Source organism: Lentzea sp. NPDC058436, assembly GCF_042721515.1.
GTDB lineage: Bacteria > Actinomycetota > Actinomycetes > Mycobacteriales > Pseudonocardiaceae > Lentzea.
The window spans coordinates 433,111-450,600 of sequence record NZ_JBHXLF010000005.1 but is presented as its reverse complement, the minus strand read 5'-3'; the positions used below and the strand labels follow the sequence as shown (position 1 = coordinate 450,600).

15 protein-coding genes and 1 pseudogene are annotated in these 17,490 nt (G+C 69.9%); 7 read left to right on the top strand and 9 right to left on the bottom strand.

Annotated elements, in window-relative coordinates:
• The first annotated feature begins 334 nt into the window (after positions 1-334).
• Genes ACFWN2_RS23310 through ACFWN2_RS23300 form a run of 3 tightly spaced genes read left to right on the top strand, consistent with a single transcriptional unit; the run spans position 335 to position 6,643 of the window.
• The gene (locus tag ACFWN2_RS23310) at positions 335-2,386 is read left to right on the top strand and encodes a type IIA DNA topoisomerase subunit B (RefSeq protein WP_382430517.1); all 2,052 of its coding nucleotides are present in this window, start codon (positions 335-337) and stop codon (positions 2,384-2,386) included.
• 31 nt (positions 2,387-2,417) lie between these two features.
• A complete protein-coding gene (locus ACFWN2_RS23305; RefSeq protein ID WP_382430515.1) occupies positions 2,418-6,185 on the top strand; it encodes a DNA gyrase subunit A in 3,768 nt (1,255 codons plus the stop codon).
• Between the two features lie 56 nt (positions 6,186-6,241).
• On the top strand, positions 6,242-6,643 hold the full coding sequence (locus ACFWN2_RS23300) for an MmcQ/YjbR family DNA-binding protein (protein ID WP_382430513.1): 402 nt from the start codon (positions 6,242-6,244) through the stop codon (positions 6,641-6,643).
• Positions 6,644-6,706: 63 nt separating this feature from the next.
• On the opposite strand, the gene ACFWN2_RS23295 is transcribed toward ACFWN2_RS23300, so the two are convergent.
• The 3 genes from ACFWN2_RS23295 to ACFWN2_RS23285 are packed head-to-tail and all read right to left on the bottom strand — an operon-like array spanning position 6,707 to position 8,605.
• Complete coding sequence (locus tag ACFWN2_RS23295; RefSeq protein WP_382430511.1) at positions 6,707-7,075, bottom strand: MerR family transcriptional regulator; 369 nt, start codon at positions 7,073-7,075, stop codon at positions 6,707-6,709.
• 29 nt (positions 7,076-7,104) lie between these two features.
• Positions 7,105-8,094, bottom strand: coding sequence for an esterase/lipase family protein (locus ACFWN2_RS23290; protein WP_382430509.1), 990 nt, complete (start codon positions 8,092-8,094; stop codon positions 7,105-7,107).
• 34 nt (positions 8,095-8,128) lie between these two features.
• Positions 8,129-8,605 carry a MarR family winged helix-turn-helix transcriptional regulator gene (locus ACFWN2_RS23285; RefSeq protein WP_382430507.1) on the bottom strand — a complete coding sequence of 159 codons (477 nt, stop codon included), beginning with the start codon at positions 8,603-8,605 and terminating at the stop codon, positions 8,129-8,131.
• 54 nt (positions 8,606-8,659) lie between these two features.
• Between ACFWN2_RS23285 and ACFWN2_RS23280 the strand changes: the two genes are divergently transcribed.
• Together ACFWN2_RS23280 and ACFWN2_RS23275 are read left to right on the top strand one after the other, a co-directional pair.
• Complete coding sequence (locus tag ACFWN2_RS23280; protein WP_382430505.1) at positions 8,660-9,883, top strand: multidrug effflux MFS transporter; 1,224 nt, start codon at positions 8,660-8,662, stop codon at positions 9,881-9,883.
• A 10-nt stretch (positions 9,884-9,893) separates the two neighbouring features.
• On the top strand, positions 9,894-10,850 hold the full coding sequence (locus ACFWN2_RS23275; RefSeq protein WP_382430503.1) for an amidohydrolase family protein: 957 nt from the start codon (positions 9,894-9,896) through the stop codon (positions 10,848-10,850).
• Here the strand turns inward: ACFWN2_RS23275 and ACFWN2_RS23270 are convergent.
• A complete protein-coding gene (locus tag ACFWN2_RS23270; protein ID WP_382430501.1) occupies positions 10,847-11,581 on the bottom strand; it encodes an NADPH-dependent F420 reductase in 735 nt (244 codons plus the stop codon). The genes ACFWN2_RS23275 and ACFWN2_RS23270 overlap by 4 nt on opposite strands.
• A 98-nt stretch (positions 11,582-11,679) precedes the next feature.
• Here ACFWN2_RS23270 and ACFWN2_RS23265 point away from each other — a divergent pair, with 98 nt between their 5' ends.
• Positions 11,680-12,537 carry a LysR family transcriptional regulator gene (locus ACFWN2_RS23265; protein WP_382430499.1) on the top strand — a complete coding sequence of 286 codons (858 nt, stop codon included), beginning with the start codon at positions 11,680-11,682 and terminating at the stop codon, positions 12,535-12,537.
• Here the strand turns inward: ACFWN2_RS23265 and ACFWN2_RS23260 are convergent, their stop codons facing one another.
• On the bottom strand, positions 12,538-13,287 hold the full coding sequence (locus ACFWN2_RS23260) for an SDR family NAD(P)-dependent oxidoreductase (RefSeq protein ID WP_382430497.1): 750 nt from the start codon (positions 13,285-13,287) through the stop codon (positions 12,538-12,540). It abuts the gene before it with no gap.
• A gap of 92 nt (positions 13,288-13,379) precedes the next feature.
• Between ACFWN2_RS23260 and ACFWN2_RS23255 the strand changes: the two genes are divergently transcribed.
• Positions 13,380-13,979, top strand: coding sequence for a TetR/AcrR family transcriptional regulator (locus tag ACFWN2_RS23255; protein WP_382430495.1), 600 nt, complete (start codon positions 13,380-13,382; stop codon positions 13,977-13,979).
• Between the two features lie 4 nt (positions 13,980-13,983).
• On the opposite strand, the gene ACFWN2_RS23250 is transcribed toward ACFWN2_RS23255, so the two are convergent.
• The 4 genes and pseudogenes from ACFWN2_RS23250 to ACFWN2_RS23235 all read right to left on the bottom strand — a co-directional run bounded on the left by ACFWN2_RS23250 (position 13,984) and on the right by ACFWN2_RS23235 (position 17,464).
• Positions 13,984-15,099, bottom strand: coding sequence for a DSD1 family PLP-dependent enzyme (locus ACFWN2_RS23250; protein ID WP_382430493.1), 1,116 nt, complete (start codon positions 15,097-15,099; stop codon positions 13,984-13,986).
• A gap of 139 nt (positions 15,100-15,238) precedes the next feature.
• Positions 15,239-16,030, bottom strand: a pseudogene (locus tag ACFWN2_RS23245) (ornithine cyclodeaminase family protein); the annotation flags it as partial.
• Positions 16,027-16,677: a transcriptional regulator gene (locus tag ACFWN2_RS23240; RefSeq protein WP_382430491.1), complete on the bottom strand. Its 651-nt coding sequence runs from the start codon at positions 16,675-16,677 to the stop codon at positions 16,027-16,029. The gene ACFWN2_RS23240 and the pseudogene ACFWN2_RS23245, both read right to left, overlap by 4 nt.
• A gap of 91 nt (positions 16,678-16,768) precedes the next feature.
• Positions 16,769-17,464, bottom strand: a complete 696-nt coding sequence (locus ACFWN2_RS23235; RefSeq protein WP_382430489.1) for an SDR family NAD(P)-dependent oxidoreductase — start codon at positions 17,462-17,464, stop codon at positions 16,769-16,771.
• Positions 17,465-17,490: the final 26 nt, after the last annotated feature.

The window sequence follows — 17,490 nt, the reverse complement described above, 5'->3', positions numbered from 1 at the left end:
CTCGCGCGCAACCTCCGCCGTCCGCGCCGCCGACCTGCCCGCCTGGCCCGCTTGAGTCCACAAAGGACTGTTGAACCGCGCTGATCCGAGCCCGCGGGTTGGCCGCGCACGTGCTCGGGTATCCGGCCTTGAGCCCCGCTCGCGCGCGCGATGTGGCGCAAGTGGTCTCGTTTGGGGCAGAGATGGCCGTTTCTGCAGGTCAGCAGGGCTGCGGAACCGGATGTGACGCACCGTTCAGGGCGATTTCCACTTCCATGACGGGCGTCCTGCGAAGAATTGTCAGTCGGTGCAGATACCCTGCTGGCAGTCCGCACACAATCAGGGAGCAGTACCCGTGACCGCAGAGACCCTGTACGGGGCCGACGACCTCACCCACCTGGAAGGTCTCGAGGCCGTTCGCAAACGGCCGGGCATGTACATCGGGTCGACCGACAGCAGGGGCATCAACCACCTCTTCAGCGAGATCGTCGACAACTCGACCGACGAGGGCGTCGCCGGCCACGCGACCAGGATCGTCGTCACGCTGCACGCCGACGGCAGCGTCCAGGTCGACGACGACGGCCGCGGCATCCCGACCGACGTGCACGCGAAGTCCGGTCTGTCCGGTGTGGAACTCGTGCTCACCAAGCTGCACGCGGGCGGCAAGTTCGGCGGCTCCGGCTACAAGACCTCCGGCGGCCTGCACGGCGTCGGCGCCTCCGCCGTCAACGCCCTGTCGCACCGCTACGACGTCACCGTCCGCCGCGGCGGCAAGGTCCACTCGATGTCGTTCGCCCACGGCGTCCCCGGTGTCTTCGAAGGCCCGGGCCCCAAGGCGAAGTTCACCCGCCAGGCCGGCCTGCAGGTCGTCGGCAAGATGAAGCGCAACGAGTCGACCGGCACCTCCACCCGCTACTGGTACGACGCCCGCTACTTCGAGAACGGCGCCACGCTCGACGTCGAGGTCGTGCGCCAGAAGCTGCGCAACACGGCGTTCCTCGTCCCCGGCGTCACCTACGTGCTGCGGACCGCGCTCGAAGACTCGATCTCCGAAGAGGTCTTCCAGTACCCGCACGGCCTCACCGACATGGTCGACTTCCTGGCCCCGTCCGGCGACCGGGCCGTCTCCGGCACCCTGGTCATCACCGGCTCCGGCACCTACTTCGAGAACGCCGCCGACGAGAACGGCGTGATGCGGTCCAAAGTGGAGCGTCAGGCCGAGATCGAGGTCGCACTCCGCTGGGGCACCGGCTACGAACGCACCGTCGAGTGCTTCACCAACACGATCCGCAACATGCACGGCGGCACCCACCGCCGCGGCTTCGACCGCGCCGTCGTGAAGTCCGTGCAGGACGCCATCTCCAAGACCCGAGGGCTCCTGAAGCCCAAGGAGGAGATGCCGACCCTCGACGACGTGCTCGAAGGCATGACGGCCGTCATCCACGTCCGCATCCCCGAACCGCAGTTCACCTCGCAGACCAAGGACGAGCTCTCCACCGCCGGCATCACCAAGGTGCTGCAGGGCATCGTCGACGCGCAGGTCCGCGCGTGGACCGAGGACCGCAAGACCAAGATGGAGGCCAAGACCGTCCTGCAGAAGGTCGTCGACGCCTCCCGCGTCCGGCTCACGCAGAAGCAGCAGAAGGACGCGGCGCGGCGCAAGACGGCCCTGGAGGGCGCGGCGATGCCGGCCAAGCTGGTCGACTGCCGCACCACAGGTGTTTCGCGTAGCGAACTTTTTCTCGTGGAAGGCGACAGCGCCCTCGGCTCGGCCAGAATGGCCCGCGTCTCCGAGTACCAGGCGCTGCTTCCCTTGCGCGGCAAGATCCTCAACGTCCAGAAGGCCTCACTGGCCGACACCCTGCGCAACGCCGAGATCGCCTCCATCGTCCAGGTCCTGGGCGCCGGCACCGGCCGCACCTTCGAGCTCTCCCAGATGCGGTACGGCCGCGTCATCCTGATGGCCGACGCGGACGTCGACGGCAGCCACATCCGCACGTTGCTGATCACGTTGTTCGCCAAGTACATGCGCCCCGTGATCGAGGACGGCCGCCTCTACGCCGCCATGCCCCCGTTGCACAAGGTCATGACCCGCGGCCGCAACGCCGAGACGCACTTCACCTTCACCCAGCGCCAGATGGAGCAGAAGGTCGCGTCGCTGGAGAAGGCCGGCAAGCAGGTCGTCACGCCCGTACCGCGGTTCAAGGGCCTGGGCGAGATGGACGCGGACGAGTTGTGGGACACCACGATGAACCCGTCCACCCGCTCCGTCCGGCGCATCACGATGACCGACGTCGAAGCCGCGGAAGAAGCCCTCGAACTGCTGATGGGCGAGAAGGTCGAGCCGCGACGCAACTGGCTCGTCGAGTCCGCCGCACGGGTCGACCAGTCGGCCATCGACCTCTGAGCCTTCAGACAGAAAGAGCTGGAACACAGTCATGGCACGCCGCAAGGGACCCACGACCAAGGTCGACCCCGCCGCCTTCGACCGGGCCGGCGCCAAGGTGCTCGACAACTCGCTGAAGACGGAGATCGAGGACTCGTACCTCGAGTACGCGTACTCGGTCATCCACTCGCGGGCGCTGCCGGACGCACGGGACGGCCTCAAGCCGGTGCACCGCCGCATCCTGTACTCGATGCACGACAACGGTCAGCGACCTACGTCGCCCTACGTGAAGTCGTCACGCGTGGTCGGCGACACGATGGGTCGCTATCACCCACACGGTGACACAGCGATCTATGACGCGCTGGTCCGGCTCGCGCAGGACTTCAGCCTCAACGAGCCGCTGATCGACGGGCACGGCAACTTCGGGTCACCAGATGATGGACCGGCCGCGAGCCGGTACTGCGTGGTTGGAGACACCCGCATCCGTCTTGCCGACGGATCCAGCGTGCGCATGGACGACCTCGTCAACCTGCCTGCGGATTCCGAGGCTGACGCCGACTTCGAGGTGCTCGACAAGGACGGCAAGACGGTTCAGGTCGACAAGGTCTTCAACTCCGGTGTGCATCCGACTCTCCGGATGACCACCAAGTCGGGCTTCTCGATCCGCGGCAGCGAGAACCACCTGGTGCTGTGCCTTGAGGCGCCGATGGGTGTGCCGCTGTTCCAGTGGCGCCGCCTCGACGAGCTCAAGCCGGGTGCGGTTGTGGCGGTAGCCCGGAACGCGTGGTCTCAGATCGTTCCCACCGCGCAGGAGTACGTGCTCGGCGTTCTTGCCGGTGCGTGGGTGTCGGAAGGCTGGGCCTCCGAGAGCAGGGCCGGGTTCAACAACACCGACGAGCACTTCTTCCGCGAGGTACTGCACGCCTACGACCAGGTGATCGGCGGTCAGCGTTATGTCGCTGAACGGGAGACACGCCGGGACCGGAAGAAGATCTGGGAGCTCGACGTCCAGGAGAGCTCGGGCGGCATGGACGCGTTTCGAGCGGGTCCCCTGGCGGAGCTCATCGGCCACCAGGCACGGGACAAGTTCGTACCGGAGTGCGTCTGGCGTGGCGGCTGGGGCGTCAAGCGCGCGTTCCTGATGGCGGCCTTCGAAGGCGATGGCGGCTGCCGGGCCGCGAAGGACGGCTTCACGATTCAGTACACCTCGTACAGCGAGCGGCTGACCACCGAGATGCAGGAACTGCTCGCGGAGTTCGGTGTCGTCGCCGCGCATCGCCAGTACACGCGCCCGAGCGGTTCGGTGGAGCACCGACTGGTGGTTTCAGGCCTGCGCAACGTGACGGCGTTCGCTGAGCGTGTCGGCTTCCTCAAGACGAAGCAGGCGAAGCTCAAGGACCTGCTTCGGCACTCGCCGCTGCGGCCGCACCGGCTGAGCCAGGACTCTGTGCCGTTCGTCGCGGACTACGTGCGGAACGCGCTTGACTTCGACCGTCGAGGCAGCGGCCGGAAGTGGCTGACCCAGCACAACTTCGACCGCATCGAGCGCTGGGAGACCGAACGTCTGAGGATCATCGATCGGATCAAGGATCAGGAGGTCCTCGCGACGATCCTGCCGATCATGGACTCCGGCTACCGCTTCGAACACGTGACCACGGTCGTGGCTGCCGAACCGGCCGAGGTCTACTCCGTCAGGGTCGTCTCGGAAGACCACTCGTTCCTCGCCGGTGGGTTCGTCAACCACAACACCGAAGCGCGCATGTCGCACGCGGCGATGCATCTCGTCGGTGAGTTGAACGAGGACACAGTCGACTTCAGGCCGAACTACGACGGCTCGCTCGAAGAGCCGACGGTGCTCCCGGCGGCGTTCCCGAACCTGCTGGTCAACGGCACCTCCGGCATCGCGGTCGGCATGGCCACGAACATGATCCCGCACAACCTGCGCGAGGTCGTGGGCGCGGCGCGCTGGCTGATCAACCACCCCACCGCGACCCTCGACAAGCTCATGGAGTTCGTGCCGGGGCCGGACCTGCCGACCGGCGGCATCCTGCTCGGCCTCGACGAGGTCCGGAAGGCGTACGAGACCGGCCGCGGTGTCGTGCGCATGCGCGCCAAAGTCGAGATCGGCCCGCTGGAAGGCAGCAGGGGACGCCAGGCCATCACCGTCACGGAGCTCCCGTACGGCGTGGGCTCGGAGCGGATCGTCGAGAAGATCACCGACGAGGTCAACAAGTCCAAGCGCCTCACGGGCATCGCGGACGTCAAGGACCTCACGGACCGCGAGAACGGCATCCGGCTCGTCATCGAGTGCAAGGTCGGCGTGAACCCGCAGGCGCTGCTCGCGGACCTCTACCGGCTGACGCCCATGGAGCAGTCGTTCGGCATCAACAACCTGGTGCTGGTGAACGGGCAGCCGCAGACGCTCGGCCTCAAGGAGCTGCTGGAGGTCTTCCTCCAGCACCGGTACGAGGTCGTCACGCGGCGCACGAAGTTCCGGCGCCGCAAGCGCGAGGAGCGGTTGCACCTCGTCGAGGGTCTGCTGCTGGCGCTGCTGGACATCGACAAGGTCATCAAGCTGATCCGGGGCAGCGAGAACGCGCAGGCCGCCAAGGACGGCCTGATGAAGTCGTTCAAGCTGTCGGAGATCCAGGCCTCCTACATCCTCGACACGCCGCTGCGCCGCCTCACCAAGTTCGACAAGCTCGAACTGGAGAACGAGCAGGACAAGCTGCGCAAGGAGATCGCCGAGCTCAGCGCGATCCTGGACGACGAGAGCGTGCTGAAGAAGCTCGTGTCGACCGAGCTGGGCGCGGTGGCCAAGGAGCTCGGCGGCGAGCGCAGGACGAGCCTCATCGACGGCGACCTCAAGGAGGTGCTGGCGGCGTCGAAGCCCGCCGGGCCGCTGGAGGTGGCGGACGATCCGTGCCAGGTGATCCTCAGTGCCACGGGTCTCGTCGCGCGCACCGCGGCGGAGTCGGAGGAGGTGAGCGAGGGCAAACGGCGTGCGGGCCGGGTGAAGCACGACGCAGTGCTGGCCACCGCGCACTCCACGGCGCGCGGGCAGGTCGTCCTGATCACGAACCTGGGCCGCGCGTTCAAGACGGACGTGCTGCCGTTGCCCGTGCTGCCGGAGCAGAGCGGCACGGTGAGCCTCCGCGGAGGCATGGCGGCGAGCGAGCTGGTGCCGCTGAACAAGGGCGAGAAGGTCGTCGGCATCGCGCCCATCGACCCGAAGGACTCGCCCGGCATGGCGCTCGGCACGAAGCTCGGCACCGTCAAGGTGTGCGTGCCGGAGTGGCCGGTCCGCTCGGACGAGTTCGAGGTCATCACGCTCAAGGACGGAGACGAGATCGTCGGCTGCACCTGGCTCACCGACGGCAGCGAGACGCTCGCGTTCATCAGCTCCGACTCGTCGCTGCTGCGCTACGACGCGAAGCTCGTGCGGCCCCAGGGCCTCAAGGGCGGCGGTATGGCTGGCATCAACGTGAGCGGTGACGCGTACGTGGTCTTCTTCGGCGCGATCCGCACCGACGACGACGAACACGGTGAGCCGATGGTCGTCACCTCGTCCGGTCAGAGCGTCAAGGTCACGCCGTTCAGCGAGTACCCGGCCAAGGGCCGCGCCACGGGTGGTGTGCGGTCGCAGCGCTTCCTCAAGGGCGAGACGCACCTGGTGCTCGCGTGGATCGGCTCGCGCCCGGCGGGTGCCGACGACAAGGGCAGCCCGGTGGAGTTGCCCGCCGTCGACCCGCGGCGCGACGGTTCGGGCCACGCGCACCCCGGTCCGGACGTGATCGGGCACCTGGTCGAACGCGACTAGCCGCAGTGCCGGCGAGGAACTGTCCTCGTCGGCACAGCCTGAACGGGGGGAGTGTCATGACCGACCGCGCGGACGTGCCCGACGAGGTGCTGGCCGAGCTGAGGGAGATCTGCGCTGGTCTGCCGGAGAGCCGCGAGGAAGCGGCGTGGGTCGGCACGCGCTGGCGCATCCGCAACCGCACCTTCGTGCACGTCTTCACGGCCCACCCCGGCCAGGACGGCACCTACAGCCGCGCCGCAGAGCTCACCGAGCCGACGGTGATCATGACCTTCCGCGCCCAGCCGGAGGAGCTGGACGCCCTGGTCGGCGGCGGTGAGCCGTTCTTCCGCGCTGCGTGGGGGCATGACGTCGTCGGCATGAAGGTGCTGGCCGACGCCGACTGGGCGGAGGTGGGGGAGCTGCTGGCCGAGAGCTACCGCAAGCTGGCCCCGGCGAAGCTGGCGAAGCTCGTCGGCTGAACGCCACCACGAGACCGGCGCGTCGAGACCGCCGCTAACGAGACCGCCGCTAACGAGACCGGCTCACCAGGCGTGTGACTCGCGGAACGCGCGGTTGCTCGCGATCAGCTCGTCGAGCGAGTCGCGGGTGCGGGAGAGCTCGGCGATGTGGGCGTCGAGCTTCTCCCGTTCCTCGCTCATGCGGGTGTACGCGGCATCGGTGTTGTCGGGGGTGGGCGTGTTCAGGCACCAGGGGAGCAGCGTGAGGATCGTCTGGCTGCTCAGGCCCGCCAGGTAGAGCCGCTGCAGGTAGCGCACGCGGTCGACGTCCGACTCGGTGTAGCGGCGGTGGCCGCCCGCGCTGCGGGTGCTGGTCAGCAGGCTCTGGTCCTCGTAGTACCGCAGGGCGCGGGTGCTGGCCCCGGTGCGTGCCGACAGGTCACCGATGCGCATGCTCGCCCCCGAATCGTCGAACTTCGAGCCTAGCGGCGGGCGAACACGTACGGCTTCGGCGCGGGTTCGACGGCCGAGAGCGGGGCGGCGGCGATGCGGTCGGTGGCGATCTTGAGGAACGCCGCCAGGTCGTCGGCGACGGTGGTCGGGTCGGCGCCGGGCATGGTCTCCTGCGCGCAGATCGAGGTGGGGAGGTCTGCCGGGTTCGCCGGTCCGCGGCGGGTGATGGCGTTCAGGGTGAGCGCGTAGGCGAGGGCGTCGCTGGTGCCGATGGTGATGTGGTCGGCCTTGTTGGCGGGGCAGACGTCCTGCAACGAGATGTTGGCGACGCGGTCGGAGGGGCCGCGCACGTCGGTCGTGCCGGCGGGGGTGACGAACTGGTCGTGGGCGGTGGACAGGGACGTGTAGGCGATGCCGGCGAAGGTCTCCTGCCTGGAGTTCACCGCCTCGACGAACGCAGCCGACCTCTTCAGCTGCAGGGCGAAGGCGGGGCCGTTGCCCTGTGGGTAGAGGGCGTCGTTCTGGTCGCTGCCGTGGTTGACCGCGGCGAGGCCGACGTGGTCGGCGACCATGGCTCGGGTGTCGGGCCAGAAGCGCAGCGCGAAGCGGGAGCTGACGCCGCCCTGGCTGTGGCCGATCACGGCGATCTTGGCCCGGCTGATCGCGCGGGTGTGCCTGATGGCGTGCACCACGTACTCGGCGGAGATCTGCACGTCGCCGACGGAGCTGCCGGGCAGCGTGACCGAGCAGTACGGGTGGCCGATGGCGTCGAGGGCGCGGAACCAGTTCCAGGAGAACGCCTCGGCGGGTCCGACGCCGGTTCCGGGGACGAAGAGGGCGACCTCGCGGTGTGAGCCGTACGCCGACGGCGTGCACTTCACGGCGGACTGGAGCTGGGCGACCGGTACCGAGAGGCGTGGGCCTGGGCGGTTCACGGGGGCGTAGGGCCCTGCCGAGGCGGAGGCCACCGACGTCGAGAGGGCCAGGAGAGCGGTTGCGAGGACGAGTAGATGCTTCATTCGTCCAAGTTAGAATTTGACGCCGACGTCAGATTCAAGCCTTTCGCGGCGCGGATTCGGGTGAGTCGCGCCACTTCCGCGCTTTCGCGGCCAGGCCGGTCTCCATGCGCCGCAGCGTCCCGATCATCGCGTCGACTTCGTCGTCGTCGGACACGACGCCGTCCAGCAGGTCGCTCCACAGGTCGTGCAGCCGACGCAGGTTCTCCTGGGCGCGGGTGGTGGGGTAGAGGCGGACGCGGCGGGCGTCCTCCTGGTCGGTCTCGCGGTGCACGAAACCCCTGCGCTCCAAGCCTCTCAGCGCGCGGCTGAAGTTGCTGGAGATCTGTTGCGTGGCGTCGGCGGCGGCGCGGGCGGACGTGCCGGGGTTGCGGTCGATGTACCGCATCACGGCGATCTCCAGGGCGGTCCACGACTCCGTGGTCATGCCTTCCTTGGAGGCGTGGATCTGGCGGCCGACCGCCCCGATGAGGTCGGCGAGCTCGAACAACCGCGCTTTCTGGGCCTCGTCCACGCGACCATGGTACTTTTCCTGTCAGTTGATAGCTATCACCCGATAGGAGATGCGGTGGACACGCCGTCCCGCAGCACCATCCCCGTGCCGCTGCTGCTCGTGCTCGCCCTGCTGGCGAGCGTGGCTCCGTTCGGCATCGACCTCTACCTGCCCGCGTTCCCGCGCATGGCCGTCGAACTGGAGACGAGCGACACGGCCATCCAGCTCACGCTCACGATGTTCCTGCTCGGCCTGGCCGCCGGGCAGCTGGTCTTCGGACCGATCTCGGACCGGTGGGGCAGGCGCGGGCCGTTGCTGGCCGGCTCGGCCGTGTTCGTGGCCGTCAGCGTGCTCGCCGCCGTCGCGCCCACGATCGAGGTCCTGCTGGCCGCGCGTCTCGTGCAGGGGCTGACCGCGGCGGCAGGCATGGTCATCGGGCGCGCGGTCATCGCCGACCTCGCCACCGGACGCGCCGCCGCACGGGCGTTCAGCCTCATGATGATCGTGGGCGGTGTCGCGCCGGTGGTCGCGCCGCTGCTCGGCAGCCTGGTGGTCGACGGGATCGGGTGGCGCGGCGTGCTGCTGGTCCTGGCAGGACTGGCGGTCGCGATGCTCGCCGGGTCGGCCACCGTCGTTCCGGAGACCCTGCCGCGGCAACGCCGTGGCACCGGGAAGGTGGGCGGCTTCCGCCTGCTCGGCCGGCGTGCCTACCTCACCTCCGTAGCCACGTTCGTCTTCTCGTTCGCCGTGCTGATGGCCTACATCTCGGCGTCGCCGTTCCTGTACCAGGTGGTCATCGGGATGGGCCCGGTCGCGTACGGCCTGCTGTTCGCGCTCAACGCGCTCGGGCTGGTCACGAGCAACGCGCTCGCGTCGCGGCTGCTGCGCCGCAGCGAACCGCGCAGGGTTCTCGCCATCGGCACCACCTGGTTGTTCACGGCGGCCGTGGTGCTGCTGGTCCTCGCGCTCCTGCCGATCAGCGCCGCCTGGCTGATCGTGCCGATCTTCTTCGCGATCGCGTCGCTCGGCTTCGTCCTCGGCCCGGCCACCGCGCTGGCCCTCGACGCGGTTCCCGGAGCCGCCGGCACCGGATCGGCCGTGCTGGGCGCCTCGCAGTTCGGGCTCGGCGCGGCGGTCTCGCCGCTCGTGAGCGTGGGCAGCGGCCATTCGGCACTGCCGATGGCGATCATCATCGCCGTGCTCGCGAGCATCGCGGTCGGCATGTCCCGGCTGATCACGGTGCGGGACAACGATGTCGTCGCTCCCGAGCCCGCCGGTTCGCTCGCGGGATCGAACTGAGGAGACCACGATGCTGATCGGAATCGAAGAGCACTGGGTCCTGCCGGAGCTCACCGCGGCGCTGGCGGGGCGAGACGACAGCCTCGCGTTCAACGACCTGGGCGACCACCAGGAACGCCTGCAGGACCTCGGTGAGGGCCGGATCGCCACGATGGACGAGCAGGGCATCGACATCGCCGTGCTCGCGCAGACACCACCAGGAACCCAGGCGCTGCCCGCGGGGGAGGCGGTCCGGCTCAGCCGCGTCGCGAACGACGTCGCGGCGCGGGCCGTGTCCCGCCACCCCACCCGGTTCCGCGCGCTGTCGACGTTGCCGATGTCGGCGCCGCACGAGGTCGCCGACGAGCTCAAGCGCGCCGCCGACCTCGGCCACGTGGGCACCATGGTCTACGGCAGGTCGGGTGATCTCCTGCTCGACGACCCCGTCTACGACGACTTCCTCACCGCCGCGGAAGCGTTGCGGCAGCCGGTCTTCCTGCACCCGCAGCTGCCGTCGAACGCCCTGCGCGACGCCTCCTACCGCGGCTTCGACCCCATGACCGACCTGGCCCTCGCGACGTTCGGCTGGGGCTGGCACGTCGACGCAGGGCTCGCCGCGCTGCGGCTGATCCTGCGCGGCACCTTCGACCGGCACCCGGATCTCCAGGTCGTGTTGGGTCACTGGGGCGAGGTGCTGCTCTTCTGGGTCGACCGCGCGGACAGCCTCGCCCGTGTCGCCGGCCTGGAGCGGTCGGTGTCGGACTACCTGAGGTCGAACTTCCACATCACGACCTCCGGCATGCTCAACCCCGCACTGCTGCGGCACGCCCTGTCGGTGACCACCGCGGACCGGTTGATCTTCTCCACCGACTACCCGTTCCAGCACCCCACGCGCGAGCAGATCACCGCGTTCCTGGACGAGTTCGCGGCGGACGCCGACCGCGAGAAGTTCATGTCGGGCAACGCATCGGCGCTGTTCGGCATCTAGAACTGGAACCCGGCGGGACCGCGCACGGCGGCCGCCGCGAGCTCGGTGACACGGGCGGCGGGTACTGGAACGCCCGGCGCTCCCTGCACCCACCCGACCAGTTCGGGCACGGAGAGACCGGCCGGCGGTTCGCCGACGTACGGGAACGCGTAGAGCGGCGTGTTGGGCTCGCTGCGCCAGCTCCCGGAGAGCGGGCCGAGGTCGACGGTGTCGAAACCGAGGACGTCGAACAGGTCGGCCACCGCCTTCTTGGCGGCCTCGTCGTCCCCGTGCACCGGCAACGCCGTGCGGTCGGCGCCCGCCGGGCGGTGCAGGTCCAGCAGGTGCCGGGGCCCGATGTTGTGCAACGCCTTCACGACCTGGGAACCGGCGAGGTGGCGCTGCACCAGCTCGCTGGAGGTCAGCTCGTCGGAGTCCAGCTCCGGTGAGCGCCACTGCGGCGTGGGCACGTAGTTGGTCGGGTCGATCACGATCTTGCCGGTGAGCTCGGCGCGCGGCAGCCGTTCGTGCGCGGACAGGGGAACGGCCACGAGGACGATGTCCGCGGCCTGTGCGGCCTCGGCGGTGGTGGCCGCGCGGGCACGACGGCCGAGTGCCGCGACGAGGCCGGTCAGCGTCTGCGGGCCGCGTGAGTTGCTGAGCACGACGTCGAGTCCGGCGTCGGTGGCGAGCCTGGCCGCCCCGGCGCCGACCATGCCGGTGCCGATGATGCCGAGAACGGGTGTGGTCACTGGAAGTCTCCGTTTCCTGAGGTCACCGCCATCCCATCCCGGTTCCGCAAGACCATCAACGACCGACTCCGCCGTGCACCGATCACAGTTCGTGATAGATGTGGGGAGTGGAACTCAGGGCGTTGCAGTACTTCGTCGCGGTCGCCGAGGAGCTTCATTTCGGACGGGCCGCCGAACGGCTGCGGATCGTGCAGCCCGCGGTGAGCCAGCAGGTCGCCCGTCTCGAACGGGAGCTGGGCGTGCGGTTGCTGGAACGCACCTCGCGCACGGTGCGGCTCACGTCCGCGGGCGAGCGCGTGCTGACCGCGGCGCGGGAGACGCTGGCCGCCGCGGCACGGGTCAGGGTGGTGGCGGGGGAGCACGCCGCCGCGCTGCGGATCGGGGTGGCGTCGTGCGTGACGCCCCGCCTGGACCGCGCGCTGGTGCGCCTGCGGGAGGGTGCCCGGCCCGCGCTGCCGGAGCTGGTGGACCTGCCCGTGACCGACCGGCTGGCCGCCGTCCGCGACGGTGAGTTGGACCTCGCGCTGGTCCGCGGCGCTGTCGCCGACGAGACGCTGACCGTCGAACGTGCCTGGTCGGAGCCGTTGCTCGCGGTGCTGCCGGCCGACCACGCCGCCGCGGGGAAGTCCGTGATCAGCCTGCTCGACCTCGACCCACGCGGCCTGCGGCTGCTGGCCCGCGAGGTCGACCCGCCGATGTACGACGCGATCCTGGCCGCGGTGCCGGTGCCGCCGGTGGCGCCGCCTGCGGGGGACCTGCTCAACCTGCTGTTCGAGGTCGGGCGTGACCCGGTCGCGTGGACGCTGATGCCCGCCGAGCTCGTCTCCGGCCACCGGGCCGAGCGGCACGTGTCGGTGCCGCTCGACCCGCCCCTGGCCGTCGACGGGCACCTCGTCACGGCCCGCGCGACCCCCGCCGTGTGCGTCCGGTCCTATGTGGACGCGTTCGCCGACTGATCAGATCTGGTTCTCGCCGCCGTCGACGTACACGTTGGCGCCCAGCATGAAGCTGCTGTCCGGGGACGCCAGGAACGCCACCGCGGCGGCGACCTCGTCCACGTGCCCCATCCGGCCGATGGCGATCCTGCCCGCCTCGCCCGCCTTGAACGCCGCCGCGTTGTCCTCGCCGACGAGCTCCGTGATGCCGGAGGTGTCCGTGGGGCCGGGGGAGATGGCGTTCACGCGGATGCCGCGGTCCTTGAGCTCGTTCGCCCAGGAGCGCGTGAACGTCCGCAGCGCCGCCTTGGACGCGGCGTAGGCGCCGAACCCCGCCGTGCCGCGGTCGGCGGCCGTGGACGCGTTGATGATCACCGAGGCGCCCTTGTTGAGCAGCGGGATCGCCTTCTGCACGGTGAACATCGTGCCCTTGACGTTGACGCCGAAGACGGCGTCGAAGTCCTCGGCGGTGATCGTCTCGATGGTCGCGAACGACGCCGTGGCCGAGTTGGCGAACAGCACGTCCAGGCCCTGACCGCGGGCGGCGACGACCTCGTAGAGGTTGTCCAGGTCGTCCGGGTTCGTGATGTCACCCGGCACCGCCGTGACGTTCTGGCCGATCGCCTCGACCGCCTCGTCCAGCTCCGTCTTGCGGCGGCCGGTGATGAACACGTGCGCGCCCTCCGCCACCAGGCGCGCGGCGGTCGCCCTGCCGATGCCCCGCGTGCCGCCACCGGTGATGACCGCCGTCTTGCCTTCCAGCCTGCGCATCCCACAACCTCCACATTTTTGTGCACCGATCGGTGCATATTTCGACCGTAGCACTTGTGCACCGATCGGTGCACAAGGCGTAGGATGGGGTCGTGGAGAAGGTGCAGGTGGGCCGGCCGAGGGAGTTCGACGCCGACGAGGCGCTGCAGAAGGCGATGGTGGTCTTCTGGCAGCAGGGCTACGACGGCGCGAGCCTCACCGACCTGACCGAACGCATGGGCATCTCGCGCAAGAGCATGTACGCGGCCTTCGGCAACAAGGAGCAGCTCTTCCGCAAGGCGCTGGAGCGCTACACCGAGATGCAGGCCGCCTACGTCTTCGAGGCGTTGCGGGCGGCGACCGCGATCGAGGTGGCGACGACGTTCCTCAACGGCTCGGTCGTCGCCAACACGCGACCGGGATGTCCCGCGGGCTGCCTGGGGGTGCAGGGTGCGCTGGCGGTCGGGGCGACCGGCGTCGTCGCGCGCGACACGCTGGTGGCGTGGCGGGCGATGGGGCAGGGGCTCCTGCGCGACCGGTTCCAGCGCGCGGTGGACGAGGGCGACCTGCCCGCCGCCGCCGATCCGGACCTCATCGCCCGATACCTGATGACGATCTCGAACGGCCTGTCCGTGCAGGCGGCGGGCGGCGCGACGCGCGAGGAGCTCCAGCAGGTGGCCGGCACCGCGCTGCGGAACTGGCCACCCGCCTGACTTTTCACCAGCCGCGCAGGCGGGACCAGGTCGCCTCGACGGCCGGGTTCGCGCCGCTGACCACGTGGTAGCGGTCGTGCTGCGCGGCGGTGGCGCACGCGTGGTTGGGCAGGATCCGCAGACGCGTGCCGATGGGCAGATCGGGGACGGGCTCGCCGTCACGGGTGCTCAGGACGCCGTGCTCCTGGCTCGCTCCGGTCATGAGCAGGCCCGGGATCAGGGCTCCTGTCAGGTCCGCGACGAGTCCGTAACCCTGGTCGACGGCCTGCGCCTGCGTGCCCCTGTCCCGTGAGGTGGCCATCCAGCCGCCGTCGGTGAGCACCCAGTTCTTCTCTGTCTGATGACCGATCACGGTGACGACGACGGACAGCGCGAGGTCGTCGGTGGAGCAGACGCCGATGCCCGCCATGACGAGGTCGAAGAAGACGTAGTTGCCCGCGCGGACCTCGGTGACGCCGCTCAGGTCCGTCGCCGCGTGTGCGGTCGGGGTCGAGCCGACGCTGACGACCGGGCAGGGCAGACCGGCGGCGCGCAGGACCTCGGCGGCCGTGACGGCGACGTTCCTTTCGTTCTGCGCGGACTCGTGCAAAGCCTCTGGCGTGTAAGCGAAGTACGACTCGCCCGCGTGGGTGAGCACGCCCGCGAGGTTGTCGCCGAGCGACTGTCCGATGTGGACGAGTGCCGGGTCGGCGGGGGTGACACCGCCTCGGTGCCCGTCGCAGTCGATCTCGACCAGGGCCGGGATCCGGAGGTCCTCCTCCTGCGCGAACCGGGCCACCGCCTGCGCCTGCGCGATCGAGTCGAGCAGGACGGTGAGGGTCACGCCCCGGCGCAGCAGAGCGGCGACGCGCGGCAGCTTGTGCGGGTCGATGCCGACGGCGTAGAGGACGTCGGTGTGGCCGGCGTCGGCGAAGTGCTCCGCCTCGGCGAGCGTGGACACCGTGATGGGCCCACCCGCGTGGACGCGTTCGGCCACCTCGACGGACTTGCACGTCTTGACGTGCAGGCGCAGCGGGACGCCGAGCCCGTCCAGGTGCGCGCGCAACCGTGCGGCGTTGCGGTCCAGCCGGTCGGCGTCGATCACGGCGAACGGCGTGTCTGGAGTGTCCACAGTGGTCATTCGACGCCTCCTGCGACGGTGGTGCGGCGGCGCAGCAACGCGGCGGCGAGGGTGAGGTCCTGCAGGGCGAACCCGGAGCTGTCGACACCGTCACGTCCTCCGGTGAGGTGCGGCCCTGAGCGGCGCCGGACAGCACGGCTCCGAGTGCGACGGGCACGGCGGACGGCGCGTGCTGGAACTCGCCGATGGTGGTGGACTGCTCCGGCAGGTCGCAGAAGAGCCTCGCCCCGGCGTAGAGCCCCGGTGGGAGCTCCTGCTTGCCCGGCCCGTCGGTGCCCATGGCGGAGACGTGCGTGCCCGGCCGGACCCAGCTCGCGTCGAACAGCGGTTCGCGGGCGGTTGTGGCCGTGACGAGCACGTCCGCCGCTTCGACCCCGGCCCGGACGTCGACCGGTTCGGCTCCGAGGCCTGTCACGGCGCTCACCTCGGCCGCGAACCGCCTTGCCGCGTCAGCACGTCTGCCGACGACGAGGATCCGTTCGATCGGCCGCACCCGGCTGACCGCGCGGGCCTCGTGCAGTGCCTGGTGGCCGGTGCCGATCACGGTCAGCGTGCGGGAGTCCTTGCGGGCCAACGTGTCCACGGCGAGCGCGTCGGCGGCGGCCGTGCGGTAGGCGTTGGCGGCGGCCGCCTCGACCACGGCCCTCAACCTGCCCGTGGCGGGGTCGAGCAGCACGATCGTGGAGCTGTGCCGGGGCAGTTCGGTGTTGTCCGGCCAGAAACTGCCGATCTTCACGCCCACGAGGTCGCCGGCGGACCCCGACTTGAGCGTGAACCTGGTGCCCGGCGTGGACGAACTCCCGATCACGACGGGGAACGTCGCTCCGTCCGCGGTGGCGAGGAACGCCTCCCGCGCGGCGGCCAGCGCGAGGTCGTCGTCGACCAGCGCCGCCGACTCGGACTCGCTGACGAAGGCGGGGCTGTCGCTCATGGGGTGTCCTTCTTCAGCTCGGCGAGGTCGTTGTACAGACCGGTCCTGGAGATGCCCAGCCGTTGAGCGACGCGGCCCGGCGCGCCGCGCAACGCGAACACGCCGGCCTCGTTCAGCGACCGGACGAGGACCAGACGCTCGTCCCTGCCCAACGCCGCCACGGGCACCGCGTGCGTCCGCTCGGCGCGTTCGACCAGCGACTCGACCACCTGGTCCAGGTCACCGGAGAAGTTCGTCGTCGCGGCGGGCTCCTCCAGCGCGGACAGCCCGAGCAGGTCCGACAGCACACCGGTCGCGCGGGTGATGGCCGAGACGTCGATGTTGACGCACAGCGCGCCGATCAACGTCCCGTCCACGTCGCGCAACGGCAGCGTCGTGCACTTGAGCACCTTGCCGTCCTGCGCGCGGGTGACGTAGCCGACCTCGTTGCGGGCGTCGTCCCCGGCGGCGAGGACGCGCAGGCCGATCTCGCTCATCGCATCCCCGACGGCCCGGCCCGTGACGTGCCCGGCGACCGCGACGACCGACCGTTCCTGGTCGCGGTAGTCGTGCAGCACGACCTCGCAGCTGCGGCCGAAGGTGGCCGCGATGCCCTCGACGACCGGGACCAGCGCGGCGAACACCGCGTCCGCGGTGGTGTCTGACACGACCTACTCCCTCCTGGACGAAATGTCATTTCGTGGACAAAGTGTCACACAGGAGAGGTCTTCCGCGGGTGTGGCGCTCGCCACGGGGGTCTCACCAGGGGAGTGGCTGGTTCTGGTAGTCCACGAAGTGCAGCCCGCCCTCGCCCGCGCGGGCCTCCACGGTGTCCACCACGCCGGGAATGCTCTCCTCGATCTCCAGCAACGCGCCGGGCCCGCCGAGTCCCGTCCGCACCCAGCCCGGGTTGAGCAGGAGCAGCGTTCGCTTGTCGTCGGCGCGCCGGGCCGCGTAACCGCGCATGAGCTGGTTGAGCGCGGACTTGCTGGCGCGGTAGACCTCGTTGCCGCCGTTGGTGTTCATCGAGATGCTGCCCTGCCTGGACGACATGACGGCGATCGTGCCGGTCTCGGTGACCAGCGGGCCCAGCGTCTCGACGACGCGCAGCGGGCTGAGGGCGTTGGTGACCATGACCTCGGTGAACGACTCGGTGGTGACCTCGCTGACCGGGATGTTCGCGTGGGCGACGCCCGCGTTGACGAACAGCAGGTCGAGATCGTGTCCGGCGAGGCGGTCGCGCAGCGCGGAGGTCTGCTCCGGCGCGGTGATGTCGAGGCGTTCGACGGTGAGGCGGCCCTCCGAGGAGTCGGCCAGGTCGTGCAGGCCGGTGCGCTGCTCGCCGCGCACGGTGCCGATGACGTGCCAGTCGCGGCGCAGCAGTTCGGCGGCCAGCGCGAGGCCGAGGGAGCGCGAGGCGCCGACGACGAGGGCGGTCCTGTGGTTCTGGGACACGGAAAGCTCCTGTTTCGAGTCAGTGT

What these genes read in the sequence shown, in the direction of transcription:
- ACFWN2_RS23305 (WP_382430515.1), top strand. Translation starts at nt 2,418, where the DNA reads ATGGCACGCCGCAAGGGACCCACGACCAAGGTCGACCCCGCCGCCTTC.
- ACFWN2_RS23300 (WP_382430513.1), top strand. Translation starts at nt 6,242, where the DNA reads ATGACCGACCGCGCGGACGTGCCCGACGAGGTGCTGGCCGAGCTGAGG.
- ACFWN2_RS23295 (WP_382430511.1), bottom strand. Translation starts at nt 7,075, where the DNA reads ATGCGCATCGGTGACCTGTCGGCACGCACCGGGGCCAGCACCCGCGCC.
- ACFWN2_RS23290 (WP_382430509.1), bottom strand. Translation starts at nt 8,094, where the DNA reads ATGAAGCATCTACTCGTCCTCGCAACCGCTCTCCTGGCCCTCTCGACG.
- ACFWN2_RS23275 (WP_382430503.1), top strand. Translation starts at nt 9,894, where the DNA reads ATGCTGATCGGAATCGAAGAGCACTGGGTCCTGCCGGAGCTCACCGCG.
- ACFWN2_RS23265 (WP_382430499.1), top strand. Translation starts at nt 11,680, where the DNA reads ATGTGGGGAGTGGAACTCAGGGCGTTGCAGTACTTCGTCGCGGTCGCC.
- ACFWN2_RS23260 (WP_382430497.1), bottom strand. Translation starts at nt 13,287, where the DNA reads ATGCGCAGGCTGGAAGGCAAGACGGCGGTCATCACCGGTGGCGGCACG.
- ACFWN2_RS23250 (WP_382430493.1), bottom strand. Translation starts at nt 15,099, where the DNA reads ATGACCACTGTGGACACTCCAGACACGCCGTTCGCCGTGATCGACGCC.